Origin of the sequence: Lutibacter sp. (assembly GCF_013139515.1) — a bacterium.
Classification (GTDB): Bacteria; Bacteroidota; Bacteroidia; order Flavobacteriales; family Flavobacteriaceae; genus Lutibacter.
This window is the reverse complement of sequence record NZ_WTAR01000145.1, coordinates 13,287-27,677: the sequence shown is the minus strand read 5'-3', so window position 1 is coordinate 27,677 and position 14,391 is coordinate 13,287. Positions and strand designations below refer to the sequence as shown.

The following is a 14,391-nucleotide window of genomic DNA, read 5'->3' as shown; positions in this document are numbered from 1 at the left end:
TTTTAAAAGAATGGGATTTATATTGTGATTTATTAGTTGATCGTCCAAAAATTAGAGAAATTCATTTAGGAGGAGGTACGCCAACATTTTTTTCTCCTGAAAATTTGAAGAAGTTAATAGATGGAATCTTTAAAAGAGCTGATAAATTTGAAACATTGGATTTTAGTTTTGAAAGCCACCCAAATTTAACTTCAGAAGAACAATTACAAACATTATATGATTTAGGTTCGCGTAGAAATAGTTTTGGAATTCAAGATTACGACCCTAAAGTTCAAAAGGCAATACACAGAGTGCAAAGTTTTGAACAAGTAAAAAAAGTTCATGATTTATCAAGAAAAATTGGGTACGATTCTATAAGTCACGATTTAATTTTCGGGTTGCCTTTTCAAACGGAAGATAGTATTCGTAATACCATAAAAAACACCATAGAATTAAAGCCAGACAGAATTGCATATTACAGTTATGCCCATGTACCTTGGATTAAAGGTGTTGGTCAACGTGGTTTTGAAGATAGCGATTTACCAAAAGACGAAGAAAAACGTCATTTATACGAGTTAGGAAAACAATTGTTTTTTGACAATGGTTATGTTGAGGTTGGTATGGATCATTTTGCATTGCCAAGTGATTCTCTTCATAAAGCTATGGAAGATAAAAAATTGCACCGTAATTTTATGGGGTATACAGCTGGTAAAACTGAGTTGATGATTGGTCTAGGAATGTCTTCAATTAGTGATTCTTGGTATGCTTTTGCTCAAAATGAAAAAACAATAGAAGAATATACAGAGAAAGTAAATGCCGGAATTATTCCAATTTTCAGAGGACATTTATTAACCGATAACGATTTAATAATTAGAAAACACATTTTAAACTTAATGTGCAACCTTGAAACTGAATGGAAAATAGGTTTAGATGCAAAAGTGAAGTCTGAAATTGTTGCTCGTTTAAAGTCAATTATTGATGATGGTTTAATTGAAATTTCAGATGATAAAATTGTTGTTAAAGAGGAAGCTAGAATGTTTGTTCGTAATATTTGTATGGCATTTGACCTTCGATTAATTGAAAATAAACCAGATACTAGAATTTTTTCAATGACAATTTAAGTATATAACAAAACACTTTTCAACTACAAAAATTAAAAAATGTTTTATTTTAAAATGAAATTTGAAGATTTAAATCTACTGTTAAATCTTCAGTAGTTTCATAAATAGCGTTTTCTCCAGTTAAAACTACACTTATACCTTTGTATAAATTATATTTTATTCCTGCTATTTGACGTTTAACATTTTTTGATGAATCTTTAGTTACATTAAAATAATCATATCTACCAAAAAATGCAAATGGAGAGTCTTTAACTATGTATTCGCTAAAAATGCTGTAACCGTCATTTTTTAATGCTTTTGTAGGATCTAAAATTTCAATATATGTTCCTTTATAATCTCCTTTTCCAAAATGGTATTGTCCGCCAAAATTAAAATATTTTCCCATGTATCCTCCATGAAATAAAAACTGACTAAATTCTGGAGCATCTTCAGTATTTCCTTTTCCAATATTAAAAGCATGGCTTAATTGAATTTGAGGAATTGAATTAGCAAAAGGCCTAAGATGTAATACACCTTCAAAAACTTTATTGGAATTTTCTTCAAATGAAGCATAGCCACCACCATTAAAAATACCAATAGCAAAACTTGCATATTTACCTTTCATACTACTGCTATTGTTGGTCAAATATTCTTTCTCTATTTTTGGACCAATATTACCTCCAAATAAAATACCAAAACCTGCCGAGTTATATAATTTATTACGTTCAATAGCCATATTTCCTTGAACTCTATACACGTTTATTTTTTGTTCGTAGGTAATCCAAGGCCTGTGTACCATTCCAATTTCAAAATAAGAACCTGTTATTGAGTTGTTCCATTTAGGTTTTACTTTTAGGTACAAATACTTCATTCTTGTTTCAACATTTCCAGCATCACTACCTTCTTTGTCAATAGCGATATCTTGCGTATAACGAACAGAAAAAACGTCGTTAATTTCTTTTTTTATAGTAAAGTAACTTCGCTTAACAATAAATTTATTATCCCAATTTTCATCACCTTTTTTAGTATTGCTATGAGCAATAAACCAGTCTCCAGAAATTGAAACACCATGCAATAAATCTATTTGTTGAGTGGTATTATTTTGTGAATATAAGTTTGAAGTAATTAGAGGAATTATTAAAATAAATACTATTTTTTTAAAGTTCATAATGTAATTATTGTTAATTGTCGTTTACTTTTAATCTTGCTGTAGCAGTTGTTGATGTGTTAGAAAAGTTATTTTCCAAATATTTAAGATACCCAACAATAGCAATCATACCAGCATTATCTGTAGTAAATTCAAATTTAGGAATATAAGTTGTCCAACCTAAAGATGCTTCATAAGATTTTAAAACTTTTCTTATTTCAGAATTTGCACTTACACCTCCAGCAATTGCGATATGATTTATTTCTGTTTCTTCTACAGCTTTTTTTAATTTGTCAAATAATATTTTAACAATTGTATATTGAATTGATGCGCAAATATCATTTAAATTTTCTTCAATAAAATTCGGATTTTCTTTAACCTTTTTCTGAATAAAATAAAGTATTCCTGTTTTTAATCCACTGAAGCTAAAGTTTAAACCATCAACTTTAGGCTTTGTAAATTTAAAAGCTTTTGCATTACCAAGTTTTGCATATTTATCAACTAAAGGTCCGCCAGGATATGGTAATCCAAGTATTTTGGCCGATTTGTCATAAGCTTCACCAACTGCATCATCCAACGTTTCTCCTAAGACTTCCATGGTGAAATAATTGGTGATTTTTACAATTTGTGTGTGTCCTCCACTAATGGTTAAGCATAAAAAAGGAAACGGAGGTTTTTGCATACTTTCATCTTCAATAAAATGTGCTAAAACGTGTCCTTGCATATGATTTACTGCTATTAACGGAATATCTAAAGCAAGTGAAAGTGACTTAGCAAAAGAGGTTCCAACTAATAAAGAACCCATTAATCCAGGTCCGCGTGTAAAAGCTATGGCATTTAAGTCTTTTTTGTCGATATTTGCTTGTTGAATTGCTTGTTGAATTACAGGAACAATATTTTGTTGATGAGCACGCGAAGCTAATTCAGGAACAACACCGCCATATTTGGCATGAATTTCTTGGGTTGCAACAACATTTGATAGTATTTTACCGTTGCAAATTACGGAGGCACTTGTATCATCACAAGACGATTCAATACCAAGTATATAAATTGATTTATTTTTAATCATTTAATAATATATAAGAACAAATAAGGCACGAAAATTGCCATTAAAATGCAAATTTAGCGCATATCAAACGAATTAAAAAAATAGTTGTTAGAATTTTAACTGCATTATTACTTTTATTAGTAATAGTTAGCATTATATTGTCTATCCCAGCTATACAAACTAAACTAGGTAATACGGCTACAAATTATTTGAAAAAAGAATTTGATGTAGCCATAAAAATTAAAAAAGTTGATTTATCTTTTTTAGGAAGCGTTCAGTTAAAAGATGTTTTAATTAGAAATCACCATACAGATACATTAATTTACGTTCAAAATTTAACAACTTCAGTTTTTAGTTATAGAAATATGATAAATAGTAAACTGAAATTTGGTCAAATCTCTTTAAACAATTTTAAGGTTAATATGAACACCTACGAAGGGGAAGTTGATGACGCTTTAACTGTTTTTGTTGATAAATTTGATGATGGTGTTAGAACAGGTAAACCTTCAGGGTTTTTATTAACAGCAACTAATTTAAAATTAGCAAATGGTTATGTTGAACTTATTGATGAAAATAAACCAACCGATAAGCCATTATTTTTTATAAATATTAATGGTGGTACACAAAACTTCAAAATTGAAGGACCTAACGTTTACACAAATATTAGTGGGTTAAATTTTGTTGAAAACCATGGTATTGAAATAAAGAATTTATCAACAGATTTTACGTACACAAAATCGTTTATGAATTTTTTAAATACAAAATTAGAAACTGAAAATTCAACCATATTAACCAATTTAATATTTACTTATAAGAGAGAAGATTTTTCTAATTTCAATGATTTAGTAACTATTGAGGCGGATGTTATTAGTGCAGATGTATCATTAATTGACTTGAAGAAGTTTTACAATGAACTGGGAACTAATGATGTGCTGCATTTTACAACAAAAATTACAGGAAAGTTAAATGATTTGAATGCTCAAAACCTTAAATTATTTACTGATAAAAATGCAATAATTAAAGGAGATTTGAATTTTAAAAACTCATTTAATCAAGAAAATGGCTTTTCGTTAGAGGGTAATTTAACAAACTTAACTTCAGATTATAACCATTTAAAAACTTTATTGCCAAATGTTTTAGGAAAAACATTACCATCTTCTTTTATGAAATTGGGAAGATTTACGTTAAATGGAAATGTTTACTTAACTGAAAATTTGATAAACACTCAATTATACTTAAGTACAAAAATTGGGAATGCTGTATCAGATTTAGAACTAACAAATATTTCAAACATTGATGAAGCCTCATACATTGGGCATATTAAAATTATTGATTTTGATTTGGGTAAAATCACCAACAATCCGTTAATAGGAAATTTTTCTATTGAAGGTGATGTAGATGGTGAAGGATTTACTTTAGAAACTATGAACACTTCTGTAAATGGAGTTATTTCTCAATACCAATACAATAACTACAATTATAAAAATATCACATTAAATGGCGTAGTGAAAAGCGAACATTTTAATGGTGAAATGGAAGTAAATGATGAAAATATAAAACTAAATTTTAATGGTTTAGCAAATTTCTCATCAGATGTTTATACGTTTAATTTTAAAACTTTAATTGATTATTGTGATTTGAAAGCAATTAATGTTTTTAAACGTGATAGTATTTCTAATGTTAAAGGTGAAATTGAAATTAATGTAAAAGGAAATTCATTAGATGATTTGGTTGGTACAGTTGATTTTAACAACTCATTATATACCAATCAAAAAGGAAACTATTTTTTTAAAGATTTTAATGTGACATCTTCATTTTTAGATAGTATTAGAACAATTACAATTAATTCTTCTGAAATAGTTGATGGTCATGTAAAAGGAATATTTAAGTTTAATGAACTAGGTAAGCTTGCACAAAATTCAATTGGTAGTATTTATTCAAATTACAATCCGCATGAAGTTTCATCAGGTCAGTTTTTAGATTTTAGATTTAAAATCTACAATAAAATTGTTGAGGTCTTTTACCCTGAAATAACCCTTTCAGCAAATTCATCAATAAGAGGTACTATTAATTCTGATTATAATTTATTTAAACTCAGCATTAAATCACCTAAAGTTGAGGCGTTTACAACTGTAATAGACGATTTAAATTTACAAATAGATAATAAAAACCCACTGTTTAACACACAGTTATCTGTAGATAAAATAAGCACTAATAATTATGATGTTTCAGATTTACAATTGGTAAATATTACATTAAATGACACGTTGTATTTTAGAACTGAATTTAAAGGAGGAAAAGCAAAAACTGAAGATTATAATTTATCTTTTTATCATACATTTAATAAAGACAATAAATCGGTTTTCGGAATTCAAAAATCTAATTTTACATTTAAAAATAATGAATGGCTTATAAACCCAACAAATAATCTTGAAAATAAAGTGGTTTTTGATAATGTTACAAAAACATACACTATTAGTCCTTTTTTAGTAAGTTCAAAAAATGAAAAAATAGAACTTTATGGTGTTATAAAAGATACCATTTCAAAAGAACTTCATTTTAATTTTAAAGATGTAAAACTATCAAGTATTACGCCTGAAATTGATAGTTTAAAATTAAAAGGAACTATAAACGGGACTCTTGATTACAATCAATTACAGAAAAAAATTAAACCAACTGCAAACTTATTAGTGTCTAATGTAACCATTAATAACTCTAAGCAAGGAAATTTAAAAATTGACATTGAAGGAAAAAATTCTTTAAAAAAATATGTACTAAACATTTTGTTAGAAAATGATGAAAGTGTGAGTTTATCAGCAATTGGAGAACTTAATTTTACAACAAAACAACCTACGTTAGACGTAAATGTAAACTTTGAAGCATTTAAATTAGACGCATTTAGTCCGCTGGGTGAAGATGTTTTTAACAATATTAGAGGTTTTGTATATGGAGATGTGCAATTAACAGGTCTTCTTAATAACCCAACAATGGAGGGCGATTTATTTTTAGATGAAGCAGGCTTATATTTTCCTTATATAAATGTAGATTATGATTTTGATGGAACAAGTATTATTAATTTAAAAGGTCAAAATTTTGTTTTTGAAGATGTAAATTTAAAAGACAAAGCGCATAATACTACAGCCCAATTATCAGGTACATTATCACATTCATATTTTGACAATTGGTTATTAGATTTATCATTAAACACAACTAATTTATTGGTGTTAAATACTGTTGAAGAAGAAACCTCAGTATATTATGGGACTGGTTTTATTGAAGGAAATGCAACAATAAAAGGGTTAACTGATAAGTTAATAATTGATGTTGTTGGAAAAACGAAAAAAGGTACTCGTTTTGTAATACCAATAAGCGATGTAAAAACTGTTGAAAGTTCACAATTAATCAGATTTATTAATAAAAACGAACTAGAAGAAAACGAAGAAAAAAGGAAAGCATTTATTTCTGAGAAGCTGAAAGGCTTATCATTAAATTTCAACATAGAAGTTACTAAAGATGCTGTTGTTGAAATGGTTTTAGATAAAACAACAGGTAGTTATTTACAAGGTAGCGGAACAGGTAATTTACAATTAGAATTAGATACTAAAGATAAATTTGATATGTATGGCGATTTTGTGGTTGATAATGGTATTTACAATTTTAAATACGGAGGCTTTATTAATAAACCATTTACAGTAAAAAAAGGAGGAAGTATTTCTTGGAGTGGAGATCCTTACACCGCACAGATTAATATTGATGCGGTTCATAGAGTTTCGGCAAATCCAAAATCGTTATTAGAAAATATAACTTCAAACAGGAAAATCCCCATAGATTTAATTACGCGTTTTTCAGGTGAGCTTTTTAATTCTCAAAGAGACTTTGATATTGAAATTCCAAATTCTAGTTCAACAGTAGCATCAGAGCTTGCATTTAAGTTAAATGATAACGATAAAACAAGTAAAACAAGGCATTTTGTATCTTTGTTAGCTTCAGGCGCGTTTTATAATGAAAGCGATTTAAGTGTAAATACCAATGGTTTAGTTTATGGTACAGCATCTGATTTAATTTCAAACGCTTTCGATAATATTTTTAATAAAGGAAATAATCGTTTTAAATTTAAACCAGTTTATACCGTTGGTGAAAAAAATAAAGTAAATAATTTAAATATTGACGATCAACTTTTAATAGCACTAGATTATCAGGTAAATGATAGAGTAATAATTAACGGTAAAGTAGGTGTTCCAATTAGCTCAAAAGAACAATCAAGTGTTATTGGCGAAGTAAATGTGGAGTTTTTAATGAACGAAGAAGGAACATTACGATCATCAGTTTTTAATCGTCAAAACGAAATTCAATATACTGAAGAAGAGGAAGGATATACGCAAGGTGCTGGTTTAAGTTATCAAATAGATTTTGATAATAGTAAAGAATTGTTAGAAAAAATTGGGCTAAGAAAGAAGACAGTTAAAGATACAATTAATACATTAGCACCAACTGATACACTTAAAATAAATAAGAAGTTAATAGAATTCAAAAATAAAAAAAATAAATAAAAATGAATAAACCAACTTTAGTAGTTTTAGCAGCAGGAATAGGAAGCCGTTACGGAGGATTAAAGCAATTAGATACATTTACAAAACAAGGTGATACAATCTTAGATTTTTCAATTTTTGATGCTGTACAAGCAGGTTTTGGAAAAGTGGTATTTATTATTAGAAAAAGTATTGAAGATGATTTTAAAGCTTTTTTTAATCAAAAGTTAGAAGGTAAAATAGAAGTAGAATATGTTTTTCAGGAATTAGAAAATATTCCTGATAGATTTAAAGATAATAATAGAGAAAAACCTTGGGGAACAGGTCACGCACTATTAATGGCAAAAGATGTTGTAAAAGAAAACTTCGCTGTTATTAATGCTGATGATTTTTATGGAAAAGAAGCTTTTGAAGTAATGGCAAACTCATTAAATGAAATTGATAAAAATTCAACAGATTTTAATATGATTGGCTATGTTCTAAAAAATACAATTTCTGAGTTTGGATCTGTATCAAGAGGTGAATGTCGTGTAAATGAAAAAGGTTTCTTAGCAGGATTAACTGAGCGTACTCATATTGAAAAAGTTGAAGGAGTTTTAAAGTTTAAAAATGAAAAAGAACAATTAATTCCAATTTCAGAAGAAACAATTGTTTCAATGAACTTTTTCGGATTTACACCTAAATATTTTGAAGTTTCTGCATCATTATTTGAAGAGTTTTTAGAAGAAAATTATAAAGAACCAAAAGCTGAATTTTTTATTCCGTTGGCAATAAACCATGTCATTGTAAATAATATTGCAACTATGGAAGTATTAAAATCTAACGCACGTTGGTTTGGAGTAACTTATAAACAAGATAAAGAGTATGTTACTTCTGAAATTCAAAAATTAAAAGACACAAACGTTTACCCAGTAAATTTGTGGTAAATAATTAATTATTATAAAATTAAATTTTAATTTTGTAACACGTTTTATGGGAAAAAAAATAAAAAGAATTGGTGTAATGACCTCAGGTGGTGATGCTCCTGGAATGAATGCTGCAATTAGAGCAGTTGTAAGAGCTTGTGCATATTACAATATAGAATGCATAGGTGTTTATAGAGGTTACCAAGGTTTAATTGATGGCGATTTTGAAAAATTAACATCGCGCCATGTAAGTAATATTATAAACCGTGGAGGAACAATTTTAAAATCTGCTCGTTCTACTGAGTTTAGAACTGTTGATGGTAGAGCAAAAGCATATAAAAACCTTAAAAATGCAGAAATTGATGCATTGGTTTTAATTGGTGGAGATGGTACTTTTACTGGAGGAATGATTTTTAATAAAGAACATAATTTTCCTTGTATAGGTATTCCGGGTACTATTGATAATGATATTTTTGGCACGAATTTTACTATTGGTTACGATACAGCTTTAAACACAGTTGTTGATGTAATTGATAAAATTAGAGATACGGCAAGTTCACATAACAGATTATTTTTTGTTGAAGTTATGGGGCGTGATGCAGGTTTTATTGCTTTAAATGCGGGAGTTGGTGCTGGAGCCGAAGAAATTTTAATTCCTGAAGAAAATTTAGGCTTAGATCGTTTATTAGAATCTTTAAAAAGAAGTAAAAGATCAGGAAAATCATCAAGTATTGTAGTTGTAACTGAAGGTGATAAAATTGGAAAAAGTGTATTTGAATTAGCCGATTATGTTGAAGAAAACTTACCACAATACGAGGTGAGAGTTTCAGTATTAGGTCACATGCAGCGTGGAGGTTCACCAAGTTGTTTTGATCGTGTTTTGGCAACCAGGTTAGGAGTAAAAGCAGTTGAGTTATTATTAGACGGCCAAACAAATTTAATGGTAGGTTTAGTAAATAACAAAGTTGAAACTACCGATTTGGAAAATGCAGTTAAAGAACACCACTTAATTAATAAAGAATTATTGCGCGTAAGTGATATTATGTCTATTTAACATATAAATTACCTCTAATCAAAAATACATGATTAAAATAGGGATAAACGGATTTGGAAGAATTGGCCGTATAGCTTTTAGATCAATAATTATAAGAGAAAATATTGAAGTAGTTGCTATTAACGATTTGCTTGAGGCAGATCATTTAGCATATTTATTGAAGTACGATTCTGTACATGGCAAATTTAAAGGAACTATTGAAGTAAAAGATAAAAGCTTAATAGTTAACGGAAAAACCATTCGTATTACTTCAGAAAAAAATCCTGAGAATATAAAATGGAATAAACTAGATGTTGATTTTGTTATTGAATCAACAGGGCTTTTTACCAATAAAAATGAAGCAGCACTGCATTTAAAAGGAGGCGCAAAAAAAGTAGTAATTTCAGCACCATCTAAAGATGCTCCAATGTTTGTAATGGGTGTAAATAATAAGCTACTTTCTAAAAGTGATTTAGTGTTTTCAAACGCATCGTGTACAACCAACTGTTTAGCGCCAATATTAAAAGTTTTAAATAAAAATTTTGAAATTATTGAAGGTTTAGTAACAACAGTACATTCTACAACTGGAAGTCAAAATACTGTTGATGGTCCTGATAAACAATGGAGAAGAGGAAGATCAGCTTTAAATAATATGATTCCTACTACAACAAGTGCTGGACAAGCAATTACTAAAATTATGCCTGAATTGGAAGGGAAAATACTAGCAATGGCTGTAAGAGTTCCAATTGTTGATGTTTCATTGGTAGATTTAACAGTTCGATTAAAAAAATCAACATCATACGCTGAAATAAAAAAAGCAATGAAACTTGCTTCTGAAAATGAATTAAAAGGAATATTAGGATATACTGAAGATGAAGTTGTTTCACAAGATTTTGTATCTGAATCAAGAACTTCCGTTTTTGATTCAAATGCTGGATTAGCTCTAAATAAAAATTTTTATAAAATTATTTCTTGGTATGATAATGAGTTTGGTTACGCTACTAAAATTGTAGATTTAATAGAGTATTCTACTTCACTTAAATAAATTAATTATGGAAATAGCAATTATTGCTCACGATGGTAAAAAAGCTGAAATGATTCAGTTTTTAATGGATTTTAAAGCGTTGATTTTAGCAAAGGAAATTACATTAATTTCTACTGGGACAACTGGTAAAAATGCAGAAAAATCAGGGTTTAGTGTAAAGAAATTTCTTTCAGGACCTTATGGTGGTGATGCTCAAATTGCTGCACGAGTTGCTGAAGGGAAAACAAAAATGGTTTTCTTTTTTAGAGACCCGTTAGGAATGCACCCACATGAGCCAGATATTGCCATGTTAATGCGTTTGTGTGATGTTCATGATGTGCCTTTAGCTACAAACCCAGCAACTGCAGAACTTTTAATAAAGTCGGTTTAAGTTAATTACTTTATCGCAATCATAGAAATTTCAACATTTACAAACAAAGGTAAATTTCCAACTTCAACAGTTTCGCGTGCAGGAGCAGTTTCTGTATTAAAATAGCCGCCATATACAGCGTTTATTTTTGAAAAATCGTTCATGTTTTTAACAAATATAGATGCTTTTACAACATTTTCAAATGTCATATCAGCTTCAGTTAAAACAGCTTTCATATTCTCCAATACTTGGGTTGTTTCATTTTCAATAGAGTCATTTACTAATTTTCCTGTTGCAGGGCTCAATGCAATTTGACCAGAAGTGTATAGCGTATTCCCTGCTAAAATAGCTTGGTTATAAGGCCCAATAGGTGCAGGAGCATTTTTAGTATTAATTATTTTTTTCATAATATAAATTTAGTTTAACCTTTAACTTTTCAATATTAATTTTCCCTTTTGGAGATTGGGGCTAAAATAACCGTCTGTCAGGCACTTGTCTTTTATCGTATTTTAAATCACTTAGCATAGACGATTTAACACCGATAAAGAAATAATAAGTTTGTCGAGTTCCAAAAGGTACCCAGTTAAAATTCAACTTCCAACTATCTAAATCACGAGAAAAACGTAATTGGGTGTAACTAAAACCTTTACTTTTAATATCATAACCTGAAGATACACCAACTTTCCATTTAGGAGTTAGTTCAATATCACCTGAAAACATTAATGAATTAGATGAAATTTCATTTTGTCTATTGGTGTTGAGATAGTTTAAAGAATATGCAAGACTTAAATTCCAAGGAAATGTAGCATTGTATAATTTAGCTGTTTTTGTTGTTTTTTCACCTCTTTGTTCTTCCGAATTTAAATCGTTACTATTATTTAAATCTTCACCAAAAATACCATCAGAATTATTTGCTTGTGCATTTTTTTGTTTTGAATCTTTTTTGCTTCCATCTTTGCTGCTAGCAATAGTATAATTCATTGTTAAGCCAGCGTTTGTTAATCTAAATAAACTACCATTATTATTTATATTAAAGGTGTTTATTTTTCTGCCTTCAGCAGTAATTGCGTAAGGATCTAATGTGGCATTAATGTTAAGTTTTAATTTTTTATCAAAAAAATCGGTTCCGGCAGTCATTCTTACAGGACTCCATTTTAAGGAGTCAGCAGCCATATTATAACTTGAAGAAAAATTAAGGTTATTAATTAGTGTAACTTTTTTAGGCTCAACTTCAGTAGAATCTTTTGACATTACTTTGGCTTCAAAGGTGTTATTTAGGCTAAAACTTAAACTATTTGAGAGTCCTTTACTTGGGCTTCCATAAATTCCGTTAGAAAAAGGAGAGTACTCAAGTATATCATTTTCATCTTCACTTTGTTGAACTTCTTCGTAATAAGAGCTAAAATCAGGTCTATATCCATAAGAAATACTAGGCCTCATTACGTGTCTAATTGCTTGTAATCTTCCTTTTTTGAAGTTTAGCATACCGTAAACTGTTGTTGATAAAGAAACTCCAGCTGAATATTCTCTATAAGCACTAAATTTGTTTATAGTATCTGTGGCAATTATGTTTTCTGTTGGGTTGTAGGTTTTATTAATTTTATCAAAATACCAAACTTCTTTATAATTTGCATTTGGTGATAGTGTAAAATATTTAAATACTTTCATATTTGTGCTAAATGTAGAGTTTTGTTGAATACCAGATTTAGCAGTTTCAAACATTTCTTTTTTAAAGAAAAACTCATCAGTAGTATTAATTCTATTATCTCCTTTTAAAGAATAAGTAACACCTAGTTTTTGTATTGCATTTTTCTTTGCTCCAGATTTTGGTGCAAAAGGATAAATTCTATCCATATTTAATTGCAATGAAGGCAATGTCATAGAAATGCTTTCAGTATTTGTGTTTTGAGAATGTGTTGCTGAAAGCGAGATGTTAAACGGTGTGCCAACAAACTTTTTGTAATATGAAATAGAAGAGCTTAATGTGTTGTTTAAGAATGAATTAGTGTTAAATTCATTTAATGATTCTCTATAATAAGTGCTACTTCCTAAGTTAACAGAAGCTGAAAACCTTGAGTTTGGACTTGCTTTAGTGTCTTGACTATGGCTCCATCTAATATTATAATTAGTTGTTTTGGAAAAATCGTCAAAACCTCTGATGCTATTTTTTAAATTTTCATATCTAAAACTAAAATTACCGTTAAATTTATATCTAACATTATAGCTAGATTCTGTTCTAAAACCCCAACTACCATTCGTATAAACATCTCCTAAAACTGCTAAATCAACATAATCATTTATAGCAAAATAATAACCACCGTTTTGTAAAAAATACCCTTGTTGTGCAGTATCACCCCAAGTTGGCATTATAAAGCCGGATGTGCTTCCTTTGGTTAAAGGAATATAGGCAAATGGTAAAAATAATGGAGTTGGCACATCTTGTATTACCAAATTACTTAAGCCAATTACTAATTTTTTATTGGGAACAATTTTTGCTTTATTCGTTTTAATGTAAAAATCAGGGTTTTCTTTTTCAGAAGTAGTAAATTTAATATTTCGAATAAATATGGTGGAATCGTTTTCTTTTTTTGTGACTTCACCTCTTATAAAAACACCGTCTTGTTCAGTTTTTAAACCCCAAATTTTAGCTTTTTCGGTTTTAAAATTAAAAGCAATAGAATCTTGTGTGGTTTCTTCAGCGCCTTGTTTAAAAACAGGTAATTGCGTGTAATTTCCAATGCTATCTTTAATTCCTCTTGCCCAAACTTCATTAGTGTTGTTACTAATTTCAATATATCCTGCAGTTAAATCAATATCTTTATAATGTACGTGTGCATTATTGAACAATATAATTTTATTATTTTTAATATCTTGCCTAATTAAACTATCAGCAGAATGATCAATAATGCTTTCAAGAAGTTCTAAAGGTTTTGTAATAGAATCTATAGAAGTAATATTTAAGGTGTCTTTTACTTGTGTTTTAACGGTATCTTTTACTTTAAGAGCGCTTTTTTTTATCGTGTTTTGTTTTAATTCTTGAGAATAAACAGTTAAGTTGATAAAGCTGAAAGCAACTATCAATACTATGGTAGAATATATATTTTTATAATATGTTTTAATAATGAAATTTTTTATAAAAAAACCCTTATAAATTGGGCTGATAGCATAAGTTTTTTTACATTAGCTTATAAATTAATCAACCACATAATTGATTGTTGTAAATGTATGGCTTAATATTTGAAACACACAAATTACA

10 protein-coding genes are annotated in these 14,391 nt (G+C 28.9%); 6 read left to right on the top strand and 4 right to left on the bottom strand.

Annotated features, from left to right (window positions below; all coding sequences use genetic code 11):
* Nucleotides 1-1,100: coproporphyrinogen-III oxidase family protein (locus GQ540_RS12525; protein ID WP_291801627.1), on the top strand; the 1,100-nt coding region annotated here is incomplete at its 5' end.
* A 49-nt stretch (nt 1,101-1,149) separates the two neighbouring features.
* On the opposite strand, the gene GQ540_RS12520 is transcribed toward GQ540_RS12525, so the two are convergent.
* Both GQ540_RS12520 and tsaD read right to left on the bottom strand, forming a co-directional pair.
* Complete coding sequence (locus GQ540_RS12520) at nt 1,150-2,247, bottom strand: hypothetical protein (protein WP_291801625.1); 1,098 nt, start codon at nt 2,245-2,247, stop codon at nt 1,150-1,152.
* A gap of 13 nt (nt 2,248-2,260) precedes the next feature.
* Nucleotides 2,261-3,292 carry a tRNA (adenosine(37)-N6)-threonylcarbamoyltransferase complex transferase subunit TsaD gene (tsaD, locus tag GQ540_RS12515; RefSeq protein ID WP_291801629.1) on the bottom strand — a complete coding sequence of 344 codons (1,032 nt, stop codon included), beginning with the start codon at nt 3,290-3,292 and terminating at the stop codon, nt 2,261-2,263.
* A 191-nt stretch (nt 3,293-3,483) separates the two neighbouring features.
* Here tsaD and GQ540_RS12510 point away from each other — a divergent pair, with 191 nt between their 5' ends.
* From GQ540_RS12510 to GQ540_RS12490, 5 genes are read left to right on the top strand one after another with little or no spacing between them, the layout of a single operon-like run.
* Entirely contained in the window at nt 3,484-7,824 is a 4,341-nt protein-coding gene (locus GQ540_RS12510) for a translocation/assembly module TamB domain-containing protein (RefSeq protein ID WP_291801623.1), read from the top strand.
* Between the two features lie 2 nt (nt 7,825-7,826).
* The gene (locus GQ540_RS12505; RefSeq protein ID WP_291801621.1) at nt 7,827-8,729 is read left to right on the top strand and encodes a sugar phosphate nucleotidyltransferase; all 903 of its coding nucleotides are present in this window, start codon (nt 7,827-7,829) and stop codon (nt 8,727-8,729) included.
* Nucleotides 8,730-8,775: 46 nt separating this feature from the next.
* Nucleotides 8,776-9,762 (top strand): 6-phosphofructokinase, encoded by a 987-nt coding sequence (gene pfkA, locus GQ540_RS12500; protein WP_291801619.1) that lies wholly within the window; start codon nt 8,776-8,778, stop codon nt 9,760-9,762.
* 28 nt (nt 9,763-9,790) lie between these two features.
* Complete coding sequence (gap, locus tag GQ540_RS12495; RefSeq protein WP_291801616.1) at nt 9,791-10,786, top strand: type I glyceraldehyde-3-phosphate dehydrogenase; 996 nt, start codon at nt 9,791-9,793, stop codon at nt 10,784-10,786.
* Nucleotides 10,787-10,793: 7 nt separating this feature from the next.
* Nucleotides 10,794-11,156: a methylglyoxal synthase gene (locus GQ540_RS12490; protein ID WP_291801614.1), complete on the top strand. Its 363-nt coding sequence runs from the start codon at nt 10,794-10,796 to the stop codon at nt 11,154-11,156.
* A gap of 5 nt (nt 11,157-11,161) precedes the next feature.
* Here the strand turns inward: GQ540_RS12490 and GQ540_RS12485 are convergent, their stop codons facing one another.
* Nucleotides 11,162-11,542, bottom strand: coding sequence for a Rid family detoxifying hydrolase (locus GQ540_RS12485; RefSeq protein ID WP_291801612.1), 381 nt, complete (start codon nt 11,540-11,542; stop codon nt 11,162-11,164).
* 61 nt (nt 11,543-11,603) lie between these two features.
* Nucleotides 11,604-14,216 carry a putative LPS assembly protein LptD gene (locus GQ540_RS12480; protein WP_291801609.1) on the bottom strand — a complete coding sequence of 871 codons (2,613 nt, stop codon included), beginning with the start codon at nt 14,214-14,216 and terminating at the stop codon, nt 11,604-11,606.
* Nucleotides 14,217-14,391 lie beyond the last annotated feature (175 nt).

Coding starts and splice junctions, on each gene's coding strand:
- GQ540_RS12520 (WP_291801625.1), bottom strand. CDS start 2,247: ATGAACTTTAAAAAAATAGTATTTATTTTAATAATTCCTCTAATTACT.
- GQ540_RS12505 (WP_291801621.1), top strand. CDS start 7,827: ATGAATAAACCAACTTTAGTAGTTTTAGCAGCAGGAATAGGAAGCCGT.
- pfkA (WP_291801619.1), top strand. CDS start 8,776: ATGGGAAAAAAAATAAAAAGAATTGGTGTAATGACCTCAGGTGGTGAT.
- gap (WP_291801616.1), top strand. CDS start 9,791: ATGATTAAAATAGGGATAAACGGATTTGGAAGAATTGGCCGTATAGCT.
- GQ540_RS12490 (WP_291801614.1), top strand. CDS start 10,794: ATGGAAATAGCAATTATTGCTCACGATGGTAAAAAAGCTGAAATGATT.
- GQ540_RS12485 (WP_291801612.1), bottom strand. CDS start 11,542: ATGAAAAAAATAATTAATACTAAAAATGCTCCTGCACCTATTGGGCCT.